The organism is uncultured Phycicoccus sp., from assembly GCF_947495705.1.
In the GTDB taxonomy this organism is placed as follows: domain Bacteria; phylum Actinomycetota; class Actinomycetes; order Actinomycetales; family Dermatophilaceae; genus Phycicoccus.
The window spans coordinates 109,976-124,740 of sequence record NZ_CANLZR010000002.1; the positions used below are offsets into that span (position 1 = coordinate 109,976).

At 70.6% G+C, this 14,765-nt stretch carries 11 protein-coding genes; 4 read left to right on the forward strand and 7 right to left on the reverse strand.

The features are described 5' to 3' along the window. Nucleotides 1-24: 24 nt before the first annotated feature. Together Q0963_RS03850 and Q0963_RS03855 are read left to right on the forward strand one after the other, a co-directional pair. Nucleotides 25-2,250 (forward strand): hypothetical protein, encoded by a 2,226-nt coding sequence (locus Q0963_RS03850; RefSeq protein ID WP_299442800.1) that lies wholly within the window; start codon nt 25-27, stop codon nt 2,248-2,250. After that, nucleotides 2,247-3,767 (forward strand): hypothetical protein, encoded by a 1,521-nt coding sequence (locus Q0963_RS03855; protein ID WP_299442803.1) that lies wholly within the window; start codon nt 2,247-2,249, stop codon nt 3,765-3,767. The genes Q0963_RS03850 and Q0963_RS03855 overlap by 4 nt, the downstream gene beginning before the upstream one ends. Nucleotides 3,768-3,771: 4 nt before the next feature. On the opposite strand, the gene Q0963_RS03860 is transcribed toward Q0963_RS03855, so the two are convergent. The 5 genes from Q0963_RS03860 to Q0963_RS03880 all read right to left on the reverse strand — a co-directional run bounded on the left by Q0963_RS03860 (nt 3,772) and on the right by Q0963_RS03880 (nt 9,431). After that, complete coding sequence (locus Q0963_RS03860; protein ID WP_299442806.1) at nt 3,772-4,899, reverse strand: hypothetical protein; 1,128 nt, start codon at nt 4,897-4,899, stop codon at nt 3,772-3,774. Between the two features lie 198 nt (nt 4,900-5,097). Continuing rightward, on the reverse strand, nt 5,098-6,489 hold the full coding sequence (locus Q0963_RS03865; RefSeq protein ID WP_299442809.1) for a hypothetical protein: 1,392 nt from the start codon (nt 6,487-6,489) through the stop codon (nt 5,098-5,100). Nucleotides 6,490-6,754: 265 nt separating this feature from the next. Further along, nucleotides 6,755-7,747, reverse strand: a complete 993-nt coding sequence (locus Q0963_RS03870) for a Gfo/Idh/MocA family protein (RefSeq protein ID WP_299442811.1) — start codon at nt 7,745-7,747, stop codon at nt 6,755-6,757. Next, a complete protein-coding gene (locus tag Q0963_RS03875) occupies nt 7,744-8,835 on the reverse strand; it encodes a DegT/DnrJ/EryC1/StrS aminotransferase family protein (protein ID WP_299442813.1) in 1,092 nt (363 codons plus the stop codon). Before Q0963_RS03875 ends, Q0963_RS03870 begins: the two co-directional genes overlap by 4 nt. Further along, nucleotides 8,832-9,431, reverse strand: coding sequence for an acyltransferase (locus Q0963_RS03880; RefSeq protein WP_299442816.1), 600 nt, complete (start codon nt 9,429-9,431; stop codon nt 8,832-8,834). The genes Q0963_RS03875 and Q0963_RS03880 overlap by 4 nt, the downstream gene beginning before the upstream one ends. A 221-nt stretch (nt 9,432-9,652) precedes the next feature. On the opposite strand from Q0963_RS03880, the gene Q0963_RS03885 reads away from it, so the two are divergent. Then, entirely contained in the window at nt 9,653-10,591 is a 939-nt protein-coding gene (locus Q0963_RS03885; protein ID WP_299442819.1) for a glycosyltransferase family 2 protein, read from the forward strand. A gap of 135 nt (nt 10,592-10,726) precedes the next feature. Here the strand turns inward: Q0963_RS03885 and ahcY are convergent, their stop codons facing one another. Then, a complete protein-coding gene (ahcY, locus tag Q0963_RS03890; RefSeq protein ID WP_299442821.1) occupies nt 10,727-12,178 on the reverse strand; it encodes an adenosylhomocysteinase in 1,452 nt (483 codons plus the stop codon). A gap of 203 nt (nt 12,179-12,381) precedes the next feature. On the opposite strand from ahcY, the gene Q0963_RS03895 reads away from it, so the two are divergent. Then, nucleotides 12,382-12,918: a YbaK/EbsC family protein gene (locus Q0963_RS03895; RefSeq protein WP_299442823.1), complete on the forward strand. Its 537-nt coding sequence runs from the start codon at nt 12,382-12,384 to the stop codon at nt 12,916-12,918. Between the two features lies 1 nt (nt 12,919). Here the strand turns inward: Q0963_RS03895 and Q0963_RS03900 are convergent, their stop codons facing one another. Continuing rightward, the gene (locus tag Q0963_RS03900; protein WP_299442826.1) at nt 12,920-14,647 is read right to left on the reverse strand and encodes a hypothetical protein; all 1,728 of its coding nucleotides are present in this window, start codon (nt 14,645-14,647) and stop codon (nt 12,920-12,922) included. Nucleotides 14,648-14,765 lie beyond the last annotated feature (118 nt).

A 14,765-nucleotide genomic window follows, 5' to 3' on the forward strand; every position in this document is an offset into this window, starting at 1 on the left:
GCCGGGTCGACCATAATCCATGCCATGGCGGCGGACACGGAGGTTCGAACGCGCTCCGCCGAATCGACCCCGCACGTCGGCATCCGCCCCCGTGTCGAGGCCGGGTGGGCGGCCGTCACCGCGGTCGTCGCCTTCCTGGCCGCCGTTCCGTCGCTGGGGCTGCTCTCGTGGGACCCCTCGACCCCGTTCGGGCTGGGCCTCGACGAGACGTCGATCTCGATGCAGCTCAAGACCATCCACGAGCACGGCTGGTACTGGTCGAACCCCGACCTCGGCTTCCCCGCCGGAATGACGGCCTCCTGGTTCCCGGAGCTCAACGTGCTGCACGTCGCGGCCATCAAGGTCATCGCGCTGGTCGTGGGCAGCGGGTTCACCGCCGGGGGGCTGTACTTCGTCGCCGCCTTCCCGCTCACGGGCGTCACGATGTACCTGCTGGCGCGGAGCCAGGGCCTGTCGCCCATCGCCGGGTTCGTCGCGGGAGTCCTGCTCGCCAACGCCCCGGGTCACGCCGACCGGTTCGGCCACCTGTACCTCGCCCAGTACTGGGTCGTCCCGGTCGCGCTGTGGCTCGTGCTCGAGGTCGGCCGCGGCCGTCCCCTGTGGACGGGTCCGGTCGCGGGCAGCCGGTCCCGGCGGACCGTGGTCGTCGCGGCCGTCCTCGTCGTCGGGCTGAGCGGGGCGTACTACGTCGGCTACACCCTGCTGCTCCTGGTGGCCGCCACCCTCGCGCGGCGGGTCGTGGGTGCCCCACGCGACCTGTTCCGTGGCCTCGCCGTGGCTGTCGGGCTCGCGGTGACCATCGCCGTGCCGCTCGTGCTCGCCAAGCTCGGCACCGCCGGCGACCTCGTGACCGGCCGGGTCCCGGCGACCCGGCTGCCGAGCGAGTCCGAGGTCTTCTCGGGCAAGCTCATGGACCTGCTCCTGCCGTGGCCCGAGCACCGCCTGGAGCCGCTCGCCTTCCTGTCGCAGGCGTACAACGGGACGACGCGGGCGACCGTCGAGGTCTCTGCACTCGGCATCGTCGGAGTCGCCGGTCTCGTCGTGCTCACCGGGGTCGGGCTCGCGGCGCTGCTCGCGGGGCGCCGCACCGACCCCGCCCTCCGGCACTGGTCCGGGCTCGCCCTCGTCTCCTTCCTGCTCTACACGGTGGGCGGGCTCGGCTCGTTCATCGCGTTCTTCGGGACGCCACAGCTGCGCACCTGGTCGCGGATGTCGCTGTACCTCCTCGTCCTCGCGCTCCTCGCCGTCGGCCTGCTGCTGACCAGGCTGGAGCGCCGTCGCGGACTGGTGACCGCCCTCGTCGTGGGTGGCCTCGTCACGGTCGTCGGCGTCGCGGACCAGACCAACCCCGACGCCGCACCGGACCACGCGGCCGCGGCGACGACGATGGCTCGACTCCAGGACTACGTGTCGACGCTGCAGGGGGCCACCGGGCCGGGGTGCGGCGTGTTCCAGGTCCCGGTCGTCGCCTACCCCGAGAGCGGCCCGTACCTGGGCATGGACGACTACGACCAGCTGAGGCCGTACCTCGCGGACTCCGACCTGCGGTTCTCGGCCGGGGCGATGCGCGGCACCGCGGCGTCGACGTGGATGAGGGCGGTCGACGTCACCGACCTGGCCGCCCTCGGCGAGCAGCTGCGGGCCGCCGGCTTCTGCGCGCTCGAGGTCGACACGCAGGGATTCACCCCCGAGCAGGACCCGTCGGACCGGCTGCGTTCTGCGTTCGGCGAGCCGGTCGCGAGTACCGTTGACGAGGAGTTCGTCGCTTACCGGCTGCCGGAGGGCGATGTCAGCGATGGCCGGTCCGGCGACCCGCGCGGCCTGCTCGAGCCGGTGCTGGTCACGGTCGCGGCATACGAGGTGGAGAAGGTCGGCGGCGTGCCCGGGCAGAAGGTCGGCCCGGTCGCCGGACTCTCCATCGCGAACCTCACCGCGGAGACTCACGAGGTGACGCTCACTCTCGAGGTGACCGGGCTGGGAGCCGCGCGACGCACGGTTCGCGTCGAAGACGGTGGAGAGCTGCTGGCCACCGCCGCGGTGTCCGCCGACGCGGCGACGCCGCTGAGTGTGACGGTGGCAGCGCCCCGCGGCCTGACGACCCTGTCCATCGAGGTGAGTGGCCCGGGTGAGCGCGACCCCGAGGGCCTGCTCTCCACGGCCTTCGTGTCCGTGGTGTCGGCCACCTCGCCCGCTGACGTCCGCGTCGCCGTCGACCAGCTCCAGGTGGCGACGGGCTGGATCGTTCCGTGACCGGCTCGGTCCCCGTCGGCAAGGTGCGCGACTGGCTACTCGCGGGGGTCGCCATCGCCTTCCTCGCCGTCGTGCGAGCCGGCGTCCTCCAGGAGCGGGACCCCTACTGGCAGGTCCGGGCCGGGACCGAGAACCTCGCCGGACTGCCGACGATCCGGCCGGATTCGTGGAGCTGGGCGCCGGTCGAGGGCCCTTTCGTCCAAACGTCGCCATGGTGGAACGACGTCCTCGCACTCGCCTGGCAGGCAGGCGGCTTCGCCGGCTTCTTCGCCGTAGGGTTCGCCTCGGTCCTCTGCTACGGGCTGATCGCTCTCGGCCTCTCGCGCGCGCTCGGGGCTCGTGGACTCCCTGCCCTCGCCGGGGTCCTCGTCGCCGTGCTGCCGGTGCTGCCCATGCTCTCTCCGCGCGGGGCGCTCGTCGCACAGACCCTGTTCCTGCTCGCCATGGGGCTGGCTCACCTGAGCGTTCCGCACCTCGCGCGGATAGCGACGCCCGTCGGCGTGGTCGCCCTCGCGAGCGCCGGCTTCGGAGTGGCAGTCCTCGGGATCGGCATCCACCTGTCGTGGGCGGTCCTTGCGCCCGCTCTCGTCGTCGCCGTCGTCATCCTGCTGTCCCTCACGCCCTCCGTCCCGGCCCGTCGGACACTCGCCTTCAGCGCCGCCCTCGCCGTCGGCCTCGGCGCCGGGGTCGTCTCAGGTCCGTACGGGATACAGGTGTTCCGACTCTCCCGGCGGGTCCAGGACGCCGCATCAGGCGTGGTGCTGGAGTGGCTGCCGACGTGGACTCCCGGCTTGTGGCCACGGTGGGTGCCGGTGGCGACCCTTGCGCTGGCGCTCTGCGCCGGCAGCGCGGCGTGGCTGTGGCGGCACCGGGATCTTCGCGACGACGGTCGGCTGCCGCTGGCCGCAGCGCTGCTCTGCGTCGCCGCCCCTGCCGCGGTTGCCGGTTTCTTCACGATCCGCGTCCTGGGGCTCGCCCTGCTGACCATGGCGCCCCTCGTGGCGGCTGGAGCCACCGTCGTCGTCGACCGCCTGCGCCTCCGCGCCTTCGACCCAGGCTCCCGCGCTCACCCGCGCCTGCGTCACTGGATGGGCGGACGGCCGTGGCGCGTCGTCGTCACGACCGTCCTGGTCCTCGTGTCGCCACTGGTGTTCGTGGCCGGATCCCGACTCGGTCGCCCCGTCGCTGAGACCGCCGCATTGGCATCCCTGCCGGAGGGCTGCCGACTGGTCTCGGACCCGAACGCTGCGGGCGCGGTTCTCCTGCTCCGGCCCGACGTGCCGGTCTGGATCGACACCCGGGCCGACTACTGGGGGCGCGAACGCAACGCCGAGGCCATCCGGCTCATCACAGAGGGTGTGGACCGGACGGGCGCCCTCGATCGGGCCACCTGCGCGATGCTCGTTGACAACCCCGGTCTGCCGCCGTCGGCCCTGGCCGCGAGGCTCGACGCCGATCCCTCCTGGTCGCGGGTCCACGCCGACGGAGCCGCCACGGTATGGACCGCGCAGCCCTGAGGCGTCAGGGGTAGATGCCGTACGGATGCGGCGGCATGACCAGCCCGACCCACCACCACGCACCCAGCAGGCCGATGCCCACAGCGAGTGCCAGCGCGACCAGCGCGGGCCCGCGACGGCGTGCCACGGGCAGGAGGTAGAGCGCCGCTGGGAATGCGAACATGAAGTAGCGCAGGAGGGACGGGGTGATGAGCGACCCCAGGGCGAGGTACGGGGGGTAGAGGACCACCCAGGCCTTCAGGAGCGGCGGAGTTCCCATGGGCATGAGCTTGAGGCCGATGGTGGTCGTCACCACGAGAATGAGGACGAGCAACACCCCGATGAGCGGCTCCGTCAGAGCCCACAGCGCCGGGGAGAGCGGCGCCCCCGGCGTCGCGTACGAGTTGTGGGCCTCCAGGTAGACCAGTGGGTCGCCGGAATGGAACCCTGCCCAGACCGGCCAGGCCACAGTGGCGACCGCGGCCGCGACGACGACGCCCAGCAGGCCGCGGACGGATGTCCACTCCCGCGTGGACCGCCAACGGAGCAGCGCAACGACGGTGATCGTGGCCGCCAGGGGTACGGCCAACGGCCGTGCGAACGACAGCGCCACGATCGACGCCGTGGCGAGTCCATGACGCTCGTCGCTCGCCAGTTGCCAGGTGAGGACCAGCAAGAGGAGGGCGAGACCCTCGGTGTAGGCCATCTGGAAGACCGGGCTGGACGGCCACACCGTGATGGCGACGACGACCGTCACCGCGGCTGTCGTCCCGAGGATTCCGATGACCCATCGAGCAAGGACGACGATGGCCGCCGTCGCGAGCGACAGGTTCAGCCACGGGCCCACGTCGGCGGGCGGCAGGTCGAGGACGAAACCGGCGGCACGCATGAGCAACGGGTACAGCGGATGGAACGCGTAGTCCTGGTACCCCGCGGGAGGATCGCCCGGCGAGCCTCCCGACGGATACCCCCGCTCGGCGATCCCGACGTAGTGGACCGCATCCCATCCGGTGCGGGGGTTGGGGACGTCCAGGTTGTCGACCGCGATCGCGACGACCCCTTGGTAGAGCAGGAACAGCGCGCCAAGGAGCGCGGCGAACGCGGTGCGCGGCAGGGATCGCGACGAGGGGGGAGCCGACGGGCCGAGCGACATGACCGCGGACCGGACCCGCTCGACCCGACTGACACGCCCAGCCGTCGAGCCTTTCACTCCAGCACCCTGCACACCGTCTCCCCTACCGCCAACGCACTTCGTGCAACCAGAAAGTAGGCGACGCCACCGGGTGCGGACGAGAGGGGCGCAGAAGCCGTGACCGTTCGGACGATCAGGGACGGCTGCACCGCCGATCGCTCACTCCGCACGGAGGACGCGCACCCCCGGGGCGCATCCGAACCTGCGCCGCACCTCCTCAGGGGGCTGATCCGTCAACACCACCGGATCCGAGGCGGCTTGCAGAAGCGCGCATTCCTCCTCGACGGTGAGCGGCTGCTGCGGTGTGCTGAGAGGACCGGGCTCCGGCCTGAGGGCATCGAGCAGCAGGCGACTCACCGTGTCCGTGACGACCGGCCCTTCCGACCACACCACCTGGGCATCGGGGGCGCCCGGGGTGGAGAGCAGCCGGAGGACCAGGGCGCCGTCCACTGTGGACCACACCCCCACATACGCCGCGGCCGGTAGCGCGAACGAGTACGCCAACCCGAGGGCCACCGGTCCGGCGGCGAGGTTGCGGACGGCCCGCGGCATCGCGACCCGCCGCAGACGGCTCATGCCGAGTGCGACGACGACCGATATCGGCGCGAGGAACAGGGCCGACGAGTGCCAGAGCAGCTTGCTCGCGTAGTACGTGTCCGGGGTGATGCCGACGTAGGCCGCGAGGATGAGGCCGGTGACGGCCGGCACTGCCATGAGCCCCACCGCCCACCCGGCGACGCCCCCGGCCCAGCGAAGCAGGGCGACGCTGGCGACCACTCCCACGAGCAGAACGACCCACGGGACCGGCGCGACCACATCCGCATCGGTGGCGTGCTGCACCCCGACGGCGGTGACGACGGCGATGAGGGACGATGCCGACACCGCCAGGCTCAGGATGCCGAGCGATCCCACCACCCATAGCCCGACGGTGCCGCGTCGCCGGACCAAGCCGACCGCTGACCCGAGCGCAGCCAAGCCCACTATCGGGAGCACGAGCTGCCAGGTGTGCGAGATGACGACGACACCGGCCGCCGACACCACGAGCGCGCGGATGCTCGTCGGGTCCACCAGCTGGGTCCGGAGGACGGCGGCGACGACGCCCGCGGCCAGCAGCGAGGTCTGGAGGCCGAGGCCTTGGTAGTTCCCGAGGAACAGGGGCCACAGCGTGAGCGTCCCGGCGACGAAGCCAGCGACGACCGGCACGCGCTCACTGCACCCCAGGCGGTCGGCGAGCGTGGCCGCGAGAGCTGCCGTCGTCAGCGTCAGGCCGGCCGACAGCAACCAGACCAGAACCGCTGAGACGTCGACGACGGCGACGATGTCGGTCTCCGGACGCAGACCACATGCCGACCAGACAGCAGCCAGAAGCGTGTGCCACGCACGCGGGTACGACGTGACCCCGTACGTCAGCCAGCCCGCGTCCTGGATCTCCGCTGCCATGATGAGATGCCTCACATGGTCGCCACCGAGGAACCACTCGGTCCGTCGTCCGACGGGGAGCACCCGGACCGCGACCGGATAGAGGAGCATGATGACGGCCGGGGCCGCCACCAGGAGTTGCTGTGGACGGGTCCCGTCACCCGCGCGAAGCCGCCCGCCCCGAAGCCACCGCCACGTGGCGAGCGCCGTACCCGTGATTCCCGTGAGGGTGACCAGCCCGGCTGTCCCGACCTGGAGGGGGCGCAACCCGGCGAGACCCAGTCCGATGGCCGCGGCGACCAGAACTGCGAGGGACACGACGACTGCCGACCCGATGTCGCCCACCGGGCCGAACCGATCGGACGCTCTGCGCTCGTCGATGGTCACGCTCCAGGTCTCACAGCACGGCGACCGTCGACGAGGTCCGTGCCGACTGGAGGCACGCTTCGGCGACCTCGATGGTCCTCGTCGCGCTCTCGAGAGTGACGATGTCGGCGTCCTCGCCCCTCACGGCGTCCCGGAACGCCTCGTGCTCGGTGCGCAGGGGTTCGGGTTTGGGGAAGGCGTACCGGATCACGTCGCCCTCGGAGACGCCCCGGAATTGGGCGATGGCGTCCCAGGACTGCTCGGTCTCGCCGTTGGCGAAGTAGGTGAGGTCGGCGGCCAGCGTGTCGACGACGAAAGATCCCTGCGTCCCGGTGAGCACGACGAGGCGCTCCTTGAACGGCGAGAGCCAGTTGACGAGATGACTCGTGATCACCCCGTTGCGCAGCTGACCCACGACCGCGACGAGGTCTTCGTGGTCGCGACCTGAGCGATGGGTCATCCGCGCCGACACGGACACGATCTGCTGCTGGCTGACCCACTCGGTGAGGTCGATGTCGTGGGTCCCGAGATCCATGACCACGCCGACATCCCCCACGCGGCGCGGGAACGGGCCTTGGCGTCGGGTCGCGACCTGGTACAGGTCACCGAGTGCGCCGTGGGTCAGGCGACGGCGGGCCTCGCGCAGGGCGGGGTTGTACCGCTCGACGTGACCGACCGCTGCGAGCGTCCCGGCGTTCCGGTACATCTCGACAAGACGACCCGCGGCCTCCGGATCCATCGCGAGCGGCTTCTCGATGAGGGTGGGCACACGGGCCTCGGCCAGCACCGAGGCCACCGGCTCGTGCAGGGCGGTCGGGACGGCGACGACGCAGTAGTCGACCCCGGCCCGGACGACCGACTCCACATCCGCGCCGACTGTCCGGCCGGTGGCCGCCCCGTGGACATCACCGCGAGGGTCGGCGCACGCCACGAGGTCGACGCCCGGCAGGGAGTCGAGGACCCGGGCATGGTGGCGACCCATCATCCCCAGACCCACGAGCCCGACGCGCAGGGTGGCGGTCATGCGTCGGCCTCCAGCGCGAGCTGGTTCACGGCGCTGACCACGCAGTGGAGGTCGGCCTCCGACAGCGCGGGATGCACCGGGAGGGAAAGGCAGTGTGCAGCGGCGCGGTCCGTGGCCGGCAGGTCGGCATCGACGGCGAAGGCGGGGAGCCGGTGAACCGGCACGGGGTAGAAGACCCCGGTCTCGACGCCATAGCGGTCCTGGAGGTCTGCGGCGAAGCGGTCCCGGTCGGACGGGACGGCGACCGTGTACTGGTGGTAGACGTGTCCCACGCCGTCCGCGCGGCGCGGTGTGGTGACCCCACGGAGGTGCTCGTCGTAGTACGACGCGTTGGTACGCCGTCGCTCGGTCCACGCGTCGACCTTCGTCAGCTGCACTCGCCCGATCGCGGCGTTGAGGTCCGTCATCCGGTTGTTGAGCCCGGCGATCTCGTTGCGGTAGCGGACCTCCATCCCCTGGTTGCGAAGGAGCCTGACCTTCCGTGCGACGCCGGGGTCGGCAACGGTCACCATCCCGCCCTCCCCCGTCGTCATGTTCTTGGTCGGGTAGAACGAGAACACGGCAGCGTCCCCGAACGTCCCTACGGGCGCCTGGCCGATACTCGCGCCGTGCGCCTGAGCCGCATCCTCGATCACGAGCAGGCGTTGCTCCCGGGCAAGGGCGAGCAGCGCGCCCATCGGGGCCGGGTGACCATAGAGATGGACGGGGATCATCGCCCGGGTGCTGCCGGTGGTCGCGGCACGGGCCGCGTCAGGGGACATGCAATAGGTGTCGAGGTCGATGTCGACGAACACGGGACGCGCGCCGACCATCGCGACGGCGTTCGCGGTCGCCGCGAACGTGAAGGACGGGACGAGCACGTCGTCCCCCGCGCCGATCCCGAGGGCCAACAGTGCGAGGTGGAGGCCGGAGGTGCCGGAGTTCACCGCGACGCATTCCCGGTCGATCTCGAAGTGGGCGGAGAACTCGGTCTCGAAGGCTGCGACCTCGGCGCCCTGTGCCAGCCGGCCGCTGCGCAGGACGCGCAGCACGGCCTCCTCCTCCTCAGGCCCGAACAGCGGCTTCGCGTGCGGGATCACGGCGTTCACAAGGCCACCTGTCGCAAGAGTCCGTCTGCTTCCTCGTACCGTTCTCCTCCGACGGGGCAGCGCCACCCGCCGGCCTCACCGTCCGGGACGAGGCGCACCCCCGCCGGGCCGACCCATCCGACCCGTCGGCCCGGGTTGCCGGCGACCAGTCCGAAGTCAGGAACGTCGTCGACCACGACCGCGCCGGCGGCCACGAGCGACCACCGGCCGAGGACCACCGGGGCCACGCAGACAGCTGCCGCTCCCACCGACGCGCCCTCGGCGCACATGACACCGACGGCGTCCCAGTCGGTCGCTGACTTGGGCTTTCCGTCCGGAGTGACGGCTCGAGGGTGCCGATCGTTGGTCAGGATCGCGCCGGGGCCGATGAAGACGCCGTCGGCAAGAACCGCCGGCTCGTAGACCAGGGCGTTGTTCTGGACCTTGCAGCGGTCGCCCAGGCGGACTCCGGCCCCAATGTAGGCGCCCCGACCCACGATGCAGTCCGCGCCGAGGGCAGCGCCCTCCCGGACCTGGGCGTGGTGCCAGATCCGAGTCCGGTCGCCGAGCACCACGTCGTCGGCGACGTCGGCAGTGTCGTGTACCAGCGCTGTCATGGGGGTCCCTCGAGACGGGGCAAGACGTATCCGGTCGTGGACTGTACGCGAGCAGCGTCCCTCCCGCCCGGAGCACAGGCTGCGGGCCCGCGATGAGTCCGTGAGGGCCAGGTTTTCGGACCGAACGGCCGACCCAGGAGCCCGGGTCGCAGGCCCACGCGCGGCATATGGTCGTGAGGGCCCGCGACCGCTCGGGCCGATGTCTTCCGGAGGTGCGCGACGTGTACGAGGGGCTGCGAGTGGCCGTCGTCGTGCCGGCGTACAAGGAAGAAGCGCTGATCGCGGCGACGATTCGCTCGATGCCGCCGCTCGTCGACCATGTCGTGGTCGTCGACGACTGCAGTCCGGATGCGACCGCGGAACGCGCCCGGGCGGCCGCCGATGACCGCACCGAGGTGCTGAGCCTCCCGCAGAACCTCGGAGTCGGTGGCGCGGTCCTGGCGGGCCATCGACGCGCCCTGGAACTCGGCGCTGACGTCAGCGTCGTCATGGCCGGGGACGGCCAGATGGACCCCGAGCACCTGCCGCACCTGCTGGACCCCATCGCATCCGGTCAGGTCCAGTTCACGAAGGCCAACCGGTTCTACGGCCGAGGCTCCTTCGCAGGGATGCCACGCACCCGGGTCCTCGGCAACATCGCCCTGTCGTTCCTGACCAAGGCCGCCTCGGGGTACTGGAACCTCTTCGACCCCCAGAACGGGTATACGGCGATCCACCGGGACGCCCTGGAACGAGTCCCGTTCGACCTCATCGCGCCCCGGTACGACTTCGAGAACGACCTCCTCATCCAGCTCAACATCCTGCGCGTCCCGGCGCGCGACGTCCCGGTGCCCGCGAAGTACGGCGACGAGGTCTCGGGGATGAACCTGGCGACGGTCGGCCCACGCATCGCAGGCCGCCTCTTCCGGGGCTTCTGGACCCGGATCTGGTGGAAGTACGTCCTGCAGTCCTTCTCCCCGGTGGCGCTGCTCCTGTTCGCCGGGCTCGCGTTGAGTGGTTTCGGCCTGCTCGTGGGCTTATGGGTGCTGTGGCACACCCTGGGCCCCCCGATCGCTTCGGCCGGCTCGGTGATCCTGTGCGTGGGCCCCTTGCTCTCCGGCATCCACATGTTGCTCTTCGCCATGCTGCTCGACATCCAGGACTCGACCAACCGCGGATGACGAAGACGTGGACCAGGTCCGCGTCGGACCCGCACGAGCACTCACGGTCTGAGCCGGCCGGAACGCGACAGAGGCGCCGCCGGACACGGGGTCCGGCGGCGCCTCGGGCGCTGCTCGCGGGCGAGCGGGCCGCTGTCAGTAGCGGTAGTGCTCCGGCTTGTACGGGCCGGCCACGTCGACGCCGAGGTACTCGGCCTGCTCCTTGGTCAGCTCGGTGAGCTCGACCCCGAGAGCGTCGAGGTGCAGCTCGGCGACCTTCTCGTCGAGGTGCTTCGGGAGGGTCTCGACGGTCGGCTTGCCGTCGGCGTCGTAGTACTCGGCCGTCTTCGTGAACAGCTCGATCTGGGCGATCGTCTGGTTCGAGAACGAGTTGCTCATGACGAAGCTCGGGTGCCCGGTGGCGTTGCCGAGGTTCATGAGCCGCCCCTCGGACAGGACGATGATCGAGTCGCCGTCGTCGAACGTCCACTCGTGGACCTGCGGCTTGATCTCCTGCTTCTGGATGCCGGGGACCTTCGCGAGGCCGGCCATGTCGATCTCGTTGTCGAAGTGGCCGATGTTGGCGAGGATCGCCTTGTTCTTCATCTGCTGCATGTGCTCGGCGGTGACGACGTTGAAGCAGCCCGTCGAGGTGACGATGATGTCGGCCTGGTCGACGACCGACTCGAGCTTGGCCACCTGGTAGCCGTCCATCGCGGCCTGGAGCGCGCAGATGGGGTCGATCTCGGTGACGATGACGCGGGCGCCCTGGCCGCGCAGCGACTCGGCGCAGCCCTTGCCCACGTCGCCGTAGCCCGCGACGACCGCGACCTTGCCGCCGATGAGGACGTCGGTGGCGCGGTTGAGGCCGTCGATGAGGCTGTGCCGGCAGCCGTACTTGTTGTCGAACTTGGACTTGGTGACCGAGTCGTTGACGTTGATCGCCGGGAACAGCAGCTCGCCGGCCTCGGCCAGCTGGTAGAGGCGGTGCACGCCGGTCGTGGTCTCCTCGGTGACGCCCTTGATCTCGGCGGCGACCGTGGTCCACTTCTGCGGGTCCTGCTGCATCGTGCGGCGCACGAGGGCCTTGAAGACGCCGAACTCCTCGGAGTCCTCCTCGGTCGTGGGCGGCACCTGGCCGGCGGTCTCCCACTCCTTGCCCTTGTGGACGAGCATCGTGGCGTCGCCGCCGTCGTCGAGGATCATGTTGGCGCCCTGATCCCCGGGCCAGGTGAGGATCTGCTCGGTGCAGTCCCAGTACTCCTCGAGCGTCTCGCCCTTCCACGCGAACACCGGCACACCCTGCGGCTCCTCGGGCGTGCCGTGCGGGCCGACGACGACCGCGGCCGCGGCCTCGTCCTGGGTCGAGTAGATGTTGCAGGAGGCCCAGCGGACCTCGGCACCGAGCGCGGTGAGCGTCTCGATGAGGACGGCGGTCTGCACGGTCATGTGCAGGGAGCCGGCGATGCGGGCACCCGCCAGCGGTTGGCTGTCGCCGAACTCGGCGCGCAGGGACATCAGGCCGGGCATCTCGTGCTCGGCGAGGCGGATCTGGTGGCGACCGGACTCGGCGAGGCCGAGGTCGCGGACCTTGTGGTCAACGGACATGCGTGAGCTCCTTGGAGATCGTTGCGTTCAAGTTGACCGGCGTCGCCCTTCTGGGCCGCGTGATGCGAGGGTCATCGCCCAAGCCGGCAGTGCGCCCCTCAGAATACCGGAGGCCCCCCGGCCTGTCGCAAACCCGCGACGACGTTCGACGGAGCTTCCCCGGCACCGGCCAGCGCCCACCGGCGTCCCCTAGCGTGGGGAGCATGCCGACGTCTCGCGGAACCCTCGCCTGGTCCCCTGCTGCCGAGCACCCGCACCTGCTCGCACCGCCCGTCGCGGCCGCCGTCCCGCACATCGCCGGCGCCCTCGTTGCGCCCATCGACCCGACGCTCGCCGACACCGCCGCCCTGTGCGACGCCTACGACGTCTCCCTGGCTGCCAGTGCGAACTGCGTCGTCGTCGCGGCGACGCGCGCGGGCGTCACGACGTACGCGGCCGTCATGGTGCTGGCGACGCACCGCGCCGACGTGAACGGCGTCGTCCGCCGTCACCTTGGGGCCCGCAAGATCTCGTTCGCCCCGCGCGAGGAGGCGGTCGGGCGCACCGGCATGGAGTTCGGTGGGATCACCCCGATCGGCCTGCCCGAGGACTGGCCGGTGCTCGTCGACGACGCCGTCGCGGAGGCGGGCGAGGTGGTGATCGGCAGTGGCCTGCGAGCCAGCAAGGTGCTGTGCACCGGCGAGGACCTGTTGGGACTGCCCAGTGCGCTGCGGCTCACCTTGGGGAAGCCTGTGGACTGACTCAGGCGTCCTCCACAGCGCACCCCAGCGTCGCCGGAACCCCGGGCTTGGGCAGCAGCACTCGGACAGTCTGCCGGCGGATTCGCTCGGTGCCGTGCGTCGGGTGGAATCGCGTCACCTCGACGTAGTCCGAGTCGAGGTCGAGTCCATGGGAGCTGAGGGCATGGCTCACATCGAGGGGGTTGTCATCCGCATAGAGCACCACCGCGCTTGCGAGGTCCGGGCAGGTTTCCCGTCCGAGCGCCACCTCCGCCCCCCGCTCCGCACCGGCGAACGTGCCGAAGAACGAGGCGCGACCGAGTGGTCTCGTGCCGAGCGCCAGCTGGTAAGCAGCGCCGTAGCCCGTGAGGTCGATCGCCGGCTGCCCTGCCATCCCATGCTCAGCCGAGACCTGGTCGAGCCGAGTGAATATCGCCGCCGTCTCGGGCTCGAGGAGCAGCTTCCCACCGAGTGCCCGGGTCGAGACCGCAGCGTCGCGTACACCTTGCCCCTCCAGACCATCGCCGAACCAGACGACCTGCGTCACCGCCGTCGTTGTCACGAGAAAGAGGCCTAGCGGGACGAACAGCCGTGCCGCCTCAGGCCGGTTCGCCGCGATGACTGCCCCGGACCCCATCAGAGCGATCGCCCAGAACACACTTGCCTGGGTCATGGTCGGTACGAAGTTGGTGTTCGTGCCCACGGTGGCCACGTATGGCATGAAGAGGGCCACGAGGACGAGCGTCAGCGATCCTCGTCCTCGACTAGCGGGTAACGCAGCCCGGCCGCGCACGGCCACGACCAGGCTCCCCGCCGCCAGGAGCGCCCACAGCACGGTCAGCATCCTGATCTGCCCGCCGAAGTCCTGGGCCGACAGAAGCCACAGACCGAGAACCGCAGCCAGGGTCGGTATCGACAGACCAACGAGCACCTGTGCGCCCGCCGGCCACTTGGTCTCAGCGTTCCGCGCCATGTCGTGCCCGGCGATCCAGAGTGGCACGAGGACCAGAGGACCGAAGGCGAGCAGGACGCGAATAGGCACCGGCCGCAGCCCGAGCATCGAGAGCATCTCGCCATGGGCGTTGGAGGCCATCTCGACCTCGACCCCCCTGGAGAGGTAGCCGATCGCGCTCGCGGGATCCATGTCAGCAAGCCAGAGGACAAGGATCATGGCACCCGCCGTCCCAGCGAGGCCGGACAGGACGGCACGGGCCCACGCGTGTCGCGGCACGAGCAGGGCCACAGCGACGAGAACGACGATGAAGAGCGCGGCCGCAGAGGTGGGCTTGCCGGTGAAGACCAGTACCGCCGAGGCCCCGACCAGAGCAGCACCCGTGCTGACCTTGCCGCTCCCGAGCCGCGCCAGGCCGGCGAGGACGAGGAGCAGACCGATGAGAACGACGATCCGGTAGCCGGGTACACGGGCTGCACCCACGTAGGCCGTCGTCGCACACGCGGCCGACACGGAGCAGGCCATGCGCTCCCACCCGGCCGCTACGGGTACCTCTGCTCGTCGCAGGGCATCCGCGATGCCGCTGGTTGCAGCAATCGAGGCACCGACGAGAAGCAGAAGGCCCGCCAGCCGGAAGAGCGCCACATCTCGTCCGAGCGCGGTGAACAACGGATTGAGCACATGCTGAAAGAGGAAGATCTCGCCCGCCGTTCTCGACGCGTCCGGAAGGTCGACGAGCAGTAGGACGTAGGACCCGTCCCAGAAGTCGAACCCCCGCCAAAAGGTCGCGACTTCCATCCCGAGAACCCCGACCACCGTAAGCAGTACGGCCACTACGCCGGTCGCCCGCCCACCGCTGGCCCTACGGGCTTGGGTCAACACGACGTGACCTGACCTCTCCTGACGCTCCGAACTC

What these genes read in the sequence shown, in the direction of transcription:
- Q0963_RS03850 (WP_299442800.1), top strand. Translation starts at nt 25, where the DNA reads ATGGCGGCGGACACGGAGGTTCGAACGCGCTCCGCCGAATCGACCCCG.
- Q0963_RS03860 (WP_299442806.1), bottom strand. Translation starts at nt 4,899, where the DNA reads ATGTCGCTCGGCCCGTCGGCTCCCCCCTCGTCGCGATCCCTGCCGCGC.
- Q0963_RS03870 (WP_299442811.1), bottom strand. Translation starts at nt 7,747, where the DNA reads ATGACCGCCACCCTGCGCGTCGGGCTCGTGGGTCTGGGGATGATGGGT.
- Q0963_RS03880 (WP_299442816.1), bottom strand. Translation starts at nt 9,431, where the DNA reads ATGACAGCGCTGGTACACGACACTGCCGACGTCGCCGACGACGTGGTG.
- ahcY (WP_299442821.1), bottom strand. Translation starts at nt 12,178, where the DNA reads ATGTCCGTTGACCACAAGGTCCGCGACCTCGGCCTCGCCGAGTCCGGT.
- Q0963_RS03895 (WP_299442823.1), top strand. Translation starts at nt 12,382, where the DNA reads ATGCCGACGTCTCGCGGAACCCTCGCCTGGTCCCCTGCTGCCGAGCAC.
- Q0963_RS03900 (WP_299442826.1), bottom strand. Translation starts at nt 14,647, where the DNA reads ATGGAAGTCGCGACCTTTTGGCGGGGGTTCGACTTCTGGGACGGGTCC.